The 7,706-nt window shown below is 71.4% G+C and carries 10 protein-coding genes; 7 read left to right on the top strand and 3 right to left on the bottom strand.

The window, feature by feature from the left end; genetic code table 11:
- Positions 1-565: 565 nt before the first annotated feature.
- Positions 566-1,537, top strand: coding sequence for a pirin family protein (locus tag ACLQ24_RS17950; protein ID WP_425892873.1), 972 nt, complete (start codon positions 566-568; stop codon positions 1,535-1,537).
- A gap of 493 nt (positions 1,538-2,030) precedes the next feature.
- Here the strand turns inward: ACLQ24_RS17950 and ACLQ24_RS17945 are convergent, their stop codons facing one another.
- Together ACLQ24_RS17945 and ACLQ24_RS17940 are read right to left on the bottom strand one after the other, a co-directional pair.
- Positions 2,031-2,699: a DUF1345 domain-containing protein gene (locus ACLQ24_RS17945; RefSeq protein WP_425892872.1), complete on the bottom strand. Its 669-nt coding sequence runs from the start codon at positions 2,697-2,699 to the stop codon at positions 2,031-2,033.
- A 42-nt stretch (positions 2,700-2,741) separates the two neighbouring features.
- The gene (locus ACLQ24_RS17940; protein WP_425892871.1) at positions 2,742-3,014 is read right to left on the bottom strand and encodes a DUF2795 domain-containing protein; all 273 of its coding nucleotides are present in this window, start codon (positions 3,012-3,014) and stop codon (positions 2,742-2,744) included.
- A 158-nt stretch (positions 3,015-3,172) separates the two neighbouring features.
- Here ACLQ24_RS17940 and ACLQ24_RS17935 point away from each other — a divergent pair, with 158 nt between their 5' ends.
- From ACLQ24_RS17935 to ACLQ24_RS17915, 5 genes are all read left to right on the top strand, one after another.
- Entirely contained in the window at positions 3,173-3,583 is a 411-nt protein-coding gene (locus ACLQ24_RS17935) for a DUF2267 domain-containing protein (RefSeq protein ID WP_425892870.1), read from the top strand.
- Between the two features lie 220 nt (positions 3,584-3,803).
- Positions 3,804-4,826: a TerC/Alx family metal homeostasis membrane protein gene (locus ACLQ24_RS17930; protein ID WP_425892869.1), complete on the top strand. Its 1,023-nt coding sequence runs from the start codon at positions 3,804-3,806 to the stop codon at positions 4,824-4,826.
- Positions 4,827-4,905: 79 nt separating this feature from the next.
- Positions 4,906-5,505 carry a sulfite oxidase-like oxidoreductase gene (locus tag ACLQ24_RS17925; protein WP_425892867.1) on the top strand — a complete coding sequence of 200 codons (600 nt, stop codon included), beginning with the start codon at positions 4,906-4,908 and terminating at the stop codon, positions 5,503-5,505.
- A gap of 7 nt (positions 5,506-5,512) precedes the next feature.
- Positions 5,513-6,277, top strand: coding sequence for a ferredoxin reductase (locus ACLQ24_RS17920; protein ID WP_425892878.1), 765 nt, complete (start codon positions 5,513-5,515; stop codon positions 6,275-6,277).
- 65 nt (positions 6,278-6,342) lie between these two features.
- Positions 6,343-6,636 carry a DUF6510 family protein gene (locus ACLQ24_RS17915; protein ID WP_425892866.1) on the top strand — a complete coding sequence of 98 codons (294 nt, stop codon included), beginning with the start codon at positions 6,343-6,345 and terminating at the stop codon, positions 6,634-6,636.
- A gap of 128 nt (positions 6,637-6,764) precedes the next feature.
- On the opposite strand, the gene ACLQ24_RS17910 is transcribed toward ACLQ24_RS17915, so the two are convergent.
- Positions 6,765-7,241 carry a helix-turn-helix domain-containing protein gene (locus tag ACLQ24_RS17910; protein WP_425892865.1) on the bottom strand — a complete coding sequence of 159 codons (477 nt, stop codon included), beginning with the start codon at positions 7,239-7,241 and terminating at the stop codon, positions 6,765-6,767.
- Positions 7,242-7,274: 33 nt separating this feature from the next.
- On the opposite strand from ACLQ24_RS17910, the gene ACLQ24_RS17905 reads away from it, so the two are divergent.
- A complete protein-coding gene (locus ACLQ24_RS17905; RefSeq protein ID WP_425892864.1) occupies positions 7,275-7,694 on the top strand; it encodes an SDR family NAD(P)-dependent oxidoreductase in 420 nt (139 codons plus the stop codon).
- Positions 7,695-7,706: the final 12 nt, after the last annotated feature.

Genomic DNA, 7,706 nt, shown 5'->3' with positions numbered 1-7,706 from the left:
TAAAGACCAACCGATGGCCGGCACCCGAAAACGGGTGCCGGCCATCACCGTCTTCACAGACCTTGGACAGTTTCCGTTAGCTGTTGACGGAAACTGTCCAAGATCTCGCGGGGACGCGACGTAACGCAGTGGCGTTGTCGGCGCGCAGTGATCCGATCGGCGGACGGATACGTACCCTTCCGGCGGGGACCGGCGGAGGGACAGGGCATGGCCGCAGTGGGTGACGGCAGCGAGCAGCAGGCGGAACGCCAGGCAGACTGGCAACCTGCGCAGACCCCGGCGGCGGCCCGGACGGCTGCGGCGCATCTGCCGGCTGACCACCCTGCGACGAGCCGGTCGGAGCCCGAGGTGGCCAGCCAGGGCCGGGCTACCGCCGCAGCAGGACAGCCGCCCGAGGCAGGGCCCCGACTGCCGCAGGACGCCGGAGCTGCGACCACTGCGGGACACCAAGCGGCGACCACCGCAGGACACCAAGCCGCCGCAGGACGCGGAGCTGCGACCGCCGCGGAACACCAAGCGGCGACCACCGCAGCAGGGCTGCAGGGCGCGAGCGTACAGTCGGGCGGTGGAGCGTATCGAATCAATGCTGGCGCAGACCCGACCACCCGGCGTGGCCGAGGTTGATCCCGGCAGCATGTTGCTGCCGGGCCACGACGTGCCGCTGGGGCGGTACACGACGGTGCGGCGGTTGCTGCCGCAGCGGCCCCGACGCATGGTCGGCGCGTGGTGCTTCGTGGACCATTTCGGCCCGGACGACGTGGCGCAGCGGCCCGGCATGGAGGTGCCGCCGCACCCGCACACGGGCCTTCAGACGGTGACCTGGCTGCTCGACGGCGAGATCATCCACCGGGACAGCCTCGGCAACGTCCAGGCGATCCGACCCGGTCAGTTGAACGTGATGACCTCCGGGCACGGTATCGCCCACTCGGAGCGGTCGCCGGCCACGCACCCGCCAGTCATGCACGGTGTGCAGCTCTGGGTGGCGCTGCCGGACCCGGCGCGGGCCGGGGCGGCCGACTTCGCCCACCACGCCGACCTGCCGCGCTGGCGCGAGGGCGAGGTCGACGCGACCCTGTTGGTGGGCGAGTTCGCCGGGCAGCGGTCACCGGCCGTAGTGCACACCCCGCTGGTGGGCGTGCAGCTTGAGCTGGGCGGTTCGGCGCCGACCACGCTGCCGTTGCGGCCCGATTTCGAGTACGCCCTGCTGGCGATGTCCGGCGCGGCCGAGGCCGCCGGGGTGGGTTTCGAGCCGGGGGCGCTGCTCTACCTGGGCATGGGTCGGCGTGAGCTGACTGTGCGTGGCGGGGTGGGGGCGCGGCTGTTGCTGCTGGGCGGTACGCCGTTCGAGGAGCCGTTGGTCATGTGGTGGAACTTCGTGGGCCGCTCGCACGAGGAGGTCGCCACGGCTCGGGAGGACTGGATGGCCGGGCGGCGTTTCGGGGTGGTGGCCGACGACGCGGCGTCGCCGCTGCCGGCGCCCGCTCTGCCCACCACCCGGCTCAAGGCCCGCGACCGCACCGGCGGCCTGCACGGCTGACCGGATCGGGACGACACGGTGCGCCGTGGCGACCCAGCGCCGGCGTGTGACCGACGGTGGCTCGGGGTAGTCGCCGACATGGCGAGCACCCTGATCATGCCCGTGGAGGACCGCAAGCGCCTGACCCGGGGTTGGCCGGCGGCGAGTCGGAACGGCTGGCGTGGCTGGTGGGGGCCCTGGCGCGGGTCGAGTTGGAGCACCGGTACGCGGAGCTGACCGGCTGACCTGGACGTGCCCTGGCCCACAGTTCAGCGAAAACTGACCGGATGGAGGATGTTCTGTCGTAGGGTTGTACCCGGCAGTGCTGACCGCTCGGTTCGGGCGGGCATCCACCGTCTGGTGGCCGCGACCGGTTCGGACGTGGTTCACCGCCTGGGCAGGTTTGCGTGGCGCCCCCGGTCGCGGTTCGTGGCCAAGGGGCGCCCGCCTGTCCCGGCGAGCCCCCGGGTCAGCTCCGGCACCGCCGTCGAGCACCGGCCCGCTCCGAAAAGATTCAGTGCGCCAGCCCCGCCAGCAGGTTCACCGTGACGGCGATGACGAACGCGCCGAACAGGTACGACACCATCGAGTGCCGCAGCACCGTACGACGCATCTCGTTGCTGGTCAGGTTGGTGTCGGAGACCTGGAACGTGGTCCCGACGGTGAACGCCACGTACGCGAAGTCCGAGTACCGGGGCGGTTCGCTCTGGTTGAAGTTCACCCCGCCGTCCGGGCCGGTGTAGTAGATCCGGGCGTAGCGGGCGGCGAACACGGTGTGCACGACCAGCCAGGACAGCACGACGCTGAGGACACCCAGCCCGCCGTACAGATCACGGCGGGCTCCGGGTGGCGCGGCGTGCGCGCTGGCCAGGACGAGTCCGACGGCCAGCAGGCTGGCGAGGCAGGCGATCAGCAGCACCACGTCCCGGGTGGCCCGGTTGGGGTCCTCGTGCACGGCCAGTCGTGCGGTGCGGGCGGCGTCCATCGGCCAGAGTTTGCGCCACACCAGCACCAGCCAGCTCAGCGCGGCGGCGTCCCAGCCGGCCAGCGGGGCGAGCGTCGGCGACAGCGTGAGGGCGAAGGCGCTGCCCGCGATGAGGCCGACCACCGCCACGACGACGAGTTGCGCCGTGGCTGGGGTGTGCCCGTCCGGGGGGCGGGACAGCGGGCCGGTGCCGGTCATCCGCGACGCCGGCTCGGTCCGGCGGACGCGACCACCGCCGGGTCAGATACCGCGCAGGTGCTGTGACACCCGGTTGTGCTTCTTGTCCCGGGCCTGCGTGGCGCGTTGCGCGGGGCCCACCTCGGGGGCGGCCTCGATGCCGGCCGACCGGGCCACCTCGGCGCCGTTGGCGTAGTCGACGGGCGGCAGGGCGCGCAGCGCCTTGAGCACGTCCGGCGGGGCGCCTTCGCGCTCGGCCTCGCGGACCACGTCGTCCTTCTCGGCCGGGTAGTCCAGGCTCGACAGGTACTGCAGGACGTCCGCGTAGCTCGCCATGTCTGGGGCTCCCTCGGGGCATCGATTGGTCACGACCGGCGGCGGTTACCCACCCGCCGCCGGGTCACGCCGGGTCGGTCCGGGAAATCCGGCGTCGTTTCCACCACGACGCCGCGGGTACCCGCAGGCGCCGCAGACGGAGCCCAAGGGAGTACGCGATGAACTACGACACCTTCGTCGACCAGGTTTCCCAGCGCACCGGCACGTCGTCCGAGCAGGCGGTCGAGCTGACCCGGGCCGTGCTGGCGACGTTCGCCGAGCGGCTGACCGGTGGCGAGGTGCTGGACCTGGCCGCCCAGTTGCCGCAGCCGCTGCAACTGGTGCTCAAGCCGAGCCCGAGCATCGAGCAGGCGGACCGGTTCGGTGCGGCCGAGTTCGTGGCCCGTGTGGCGCTGCGGGCCCGGGTGCAGGAGCCGGCGGCGCGGGACGCCACCCGGGCGGTGTTCACCACCCTTCGCGAGGCGATCACCGGTGGGGAGTTCGACGACGTGGCGACGCAGTTGCCGCGCGACTACCGGGACCTCGTGGAGCAGGCGATGGCGCCGGGCGCCACGCTGCGCCGCGCCTGACGGTGGGGCGAAGAACCGAGGCGCACAGCGGTTGGCCAGGGCAACCATCGACGTCCGGCTTGGCGTGTCGATTCGGCCTGGCCTAACCTTGTCGTGCGAGGGGAGTACTTCCCACGAACCATTCCGGTCAGTACGGCATGCCCGGCGTGCCTCGGGTGGTTGCCCATCTGGTAATGGGTGAAGGAGACCTCGAACATGACACGGTGTTCGAGGAGACCCCATGACCGAATTGTCCCCCTTGGCGGCGGCGAGTGACCTGAGGTCGATCGGTACCCCCACCCTCTGGGCGGTGACGATCGCCGGCGTGGTGCTCCTGCTGGTGCTGGACTTCCTGGTGACGCGCAAGCCGCACGAGGTGTCCATGCGCGAGGCGATCGGCTGGTCCACGTTCTACATCGCTCTGCCGCTGGCCTTCGGGGGCTGGCTCTGGGCCCGCTACGGCTCCCAGCAGGGCGTGGAATACCTGACTGGTTACCTCGTCGAGAAGTCCCTCTCGGTCGACAACCTCTTCGTCTTCATGCTGCTGCTGGCCGCGTTCGCGGTCCCGGCCGTGCTCGCCCAGCGGGTGTTGCTCTACGGCATCGCCGGGGCTCTGGTTCTCCGGGCGGTCTTCATCGCCCTCGGCGCGGCGGCGTTGCAGACCCTCGACTTCGCGTTCCTGCTCTTCGCGATCATCCTCATCGCCACGGCGGTGAAGCTGCTGAGCGACGCCCTCTCCGGGCACGAGCAGGAGGTCGACATCAACAAGATGCGCTCGGTGAAGCTGCTGCGCAAGGTCATGCCGGTGGTCGACGAGTACCACGGCACCAGGATGACTGTCCGGCAGGGCGCGAAGCGGGCACTCACGCCGTTCGCCCTGGTGGTGGTCGCGGTGCTGGCCACCGACATCGTCTTCGCGGTCGACTCGGTGCCGGCGGTCTACGGCATCACCGAGGACCCGTACCTGGTCTTCGCCACCAACGCGTTCGCCCTGCTCGGCCTGCGGGCGCTCTACTTCGTCCTGCACGCGGCGCTGAGCCGGCTGGTGCACCTCAGCTACGGCCTGGCGATCATCCTGGCCTTCATCGGGCTCAAGCTGGGCCTGCACTGGGCACACGGCATCTGGGCCAGCGTGCCGCAGATCCCCACCCTGGCCTCGCTCGGCGTGATCATCGGTGTGCTGGTGGTGGTCACCCTGACCAGCCTGCGCGCGACCCGGGGCGGCACGCCCGCCGAACGCGAGGTCGTCACCGGCCGGCACTGACCGCGCCACGCCGGGCCGAGGAGGCGGTGCGCGGGAGGGCTTTCGCCCCGACCGACCGGGGCTATGGTAAGACTGTGCCATGGGAATCTTGTCACCGGGCTTTGCGGGTAGGCCCCGATCGCAGGGGCCGGCCCTGCCGCCCGGTCAGTACCTGACCGAGGACTTTCCGGTGCTTTCGGCCGGCCCGACACCCCGGGTCTCCCTGGACACCTGGGAGTTCGTCATCGCCGCCGAGAACGGTGCCGAGTACCGGTGGTCGTGGCAGGAGTTGATGGCGCTTCCGCAGGAGACGCCGACCGTCGACATCCACTGCGTCACCCACTGGTCCAAGCTCGGCACCACCTGGACGGGAGTCTCCCTCGACACGCTGCTCGAGGGTGTGGACACCGGCGCGCACTTCGCGCTCGCCCACTCCTACGGCGGGTACACCACCAACCTGCCGCTGGACGACCTGCGCGGCGGTCGGGCCTGGGTGGCGCACACCTTCGACGGCGCGCCGCTGCCGGCCGAGCACGGCGGCCCTGCGCGACTGCTGGTGCCGCATTTGTACTTCTGGAAGTCCGCCAAGTGGGTGCGCGGCCTCCGGCTCAAGACCATGGACGAGTCGGGGTTCTGGGAGAGCGCCGGGTACCACGACTACGGCGACCCGTGGCGCGAGCAGCGGTACCAGGGTGACTGAGCGGGCCGTGGCGACGGGCACCCCGGCCCGCCTGCCGATCAAGTGGCAGGTGGCCCGCCTGGTGGAGCGCCGGGTGGAGACGCGGACCGCGCAGACGCTGGTCCTGGAGGTGCCGGACTGGCCGGGGCACCTGTCCGGCCAGCACGTCGACGTGCGGTTGACGGCCCCGGACGGCTATCAGGCTGCCAGGTCGTACTCGATCGCCGGGCCAGTCGTGGACGGCCCCGGGGGGCCGCGCGTCGAGGTGACCGTCCAGCGGGTCCACGACGGCGAGGTGTCCCCGTACCTCGTCGATGTCTTGGCCGCCGGCGACCCGGTGGAGATCCGCGGACCGCTCGGTGGCTGGTTCATCTGGCGGCCCGAGCAGACCCAACCGGTGCAGCTCGTGGCCGGCGGCTCCGGGATCGTTCCGCTGATGGCGATGATCCGGGCGCGGCGGGCCGTCGGCAGCAAGGTGCCGTTCCGGCTGATCTACTCGGTACGGACGCCGCAGGACGTGATCTACGCCGACGAGCTGCGCCGCCGGGTCCGCGACGACTTCGGCCTGGACGTGGCGTACGTCTACACCCGCGAGGCCCCCGACGGGTGGCACGGCGAGCCGCACCGGCTCGGCCTGGCCGACGTCAACACCCACGGCTGGCCGCCGGATCTGCAACCGCTCACGTACGTCTGCGGTCCGACCGGGTTCGTGGAGGCCGTGGCCGACCTGCTGGTGGGACTGGGCCATCCGTCGCGGGGGATCAGGACCGAACGCTTCGGCCCCACCGGCTGAGCCCGGCCGATGAGAGCCCGCCCGCTGAGGGACCCGCACGCACACCGTTTCGTCGAGGAGATCTGATGACCAACATGTCCTACCTGGACGGCAATATGCTCGACGGTCCGCTGCGCGAGCTGTTCGCCGTCGACCTCAGCACCGCCGTGGGCCGCTGCGAGAACTGCGGAATGACCGGTTCGATGGCCAGCCTGCACGTCTACTCGCACGCCCCGGGTCTGGTCGGCCGCTGCCCGTCCTGCGAGTCGGTGATGGTACGGCTGGTGCGTGGGCCGGACCGGGCCTGGCTGGACATGCGCGGCGTCACCTACCTCCAGGTGCCGATGCCGATGGAGCAGGCGCTTCCCGAGCCGCTCTGACGGACAGATCAGGCTGTCCGGCTGCGCCGAGCCGCCCGCTTCGGTGCCGCCCTGGCACGGCCCGAGCGGTTCCGATAATGCGCGACACTCTGGTGGCACTGGCGCTACTGTCGGACGGCGTGCGAGGCTCACCAGCGCCGACGCGCGTGCCCGATGTTCGCTGGCGTGCAGAGAGGGACCGGTGGACGTCCGGCCACTACGGCATCCCTGGAGGTCGGTACGGGCTGTGGCGGCGTCGTATGGGCAGACGCGCTGGCTGACCTGCCGGCGCGGTGGCGCGCCCAGGCGCGGAGGGCGTCGAAGCTGTCGAGCAGGCCCATCATCGGCTGGCCGGGGATCGGTGCGGCGTCGGCCTGGCGGGTGATGACCGCCCGGATCAGGGCCTGCTTGCTGTCGAAGTAGTGGTAGAGGTGCGTGCCGCTCACGCCGGCCGCCTTACGGATGTCCTCGGTGCTGGTCCCGGCGACACCATGCGCGGCGATGAGGTCGGTGGCCGCGGCGCCGAGGTCGTGGTGCACGGGCGGGACCCGCGTCGGGGCGGCGACCTGGTCGCCGAGATCGCCCAACGGGGTGGCCGGGCGCGCACGGAGAGCTTCGAGCGGCACGTCGCGATCAACACACCAGCACCGTTCCTCCTGGTGGGCGCGGTGACGCCCGGCATGGCGACGCGCGGCCACGGTGCCATCGTCAACATCACGTCGACCGCCGCCACCCTGGCCGCGCCCCTTGGTGGCGCCTACGGCGCCGCCAAGGCCGCTGTGGAGATCCTCACCCGCTCCTGGGCCACCGAGTTCGGCACCAACGGAGTCCGCGTCAACGGCGTCTCGCCCGGCCCGATGCGCACCGCCGGCACCGAAGAGATGCTCGGCGAGAACGTGGAAATGCTCGGGCAGGTCAACATCCGCGGCCGGGTGGGAGAGCCTGACGAGATCGCCGAGGTCGTCCTGTTCCTGGTGGACGACCGCAGCAGCTACGTCAACGGCACCGGACCCGTGTCGAGCTGGGCTGGGCGCCTCAGAAGCCGGACATGCTGTCGCGTGTCGGCGAGCCCCGCCTGAGGCGGCTGGCCC

The sequence above is a fragment of the Micromonospora sp. DT4 genome (assembly GCF_049841675.1).
Classification (GTDB): Bacteria; Actinomycetota; Actinomycetes; order Mycobacteriales; family Micromonosporaceae; genus Micromonospora.
This window is presented reverse-complemented; position numbering and strand designations above follow the sequence as displayed.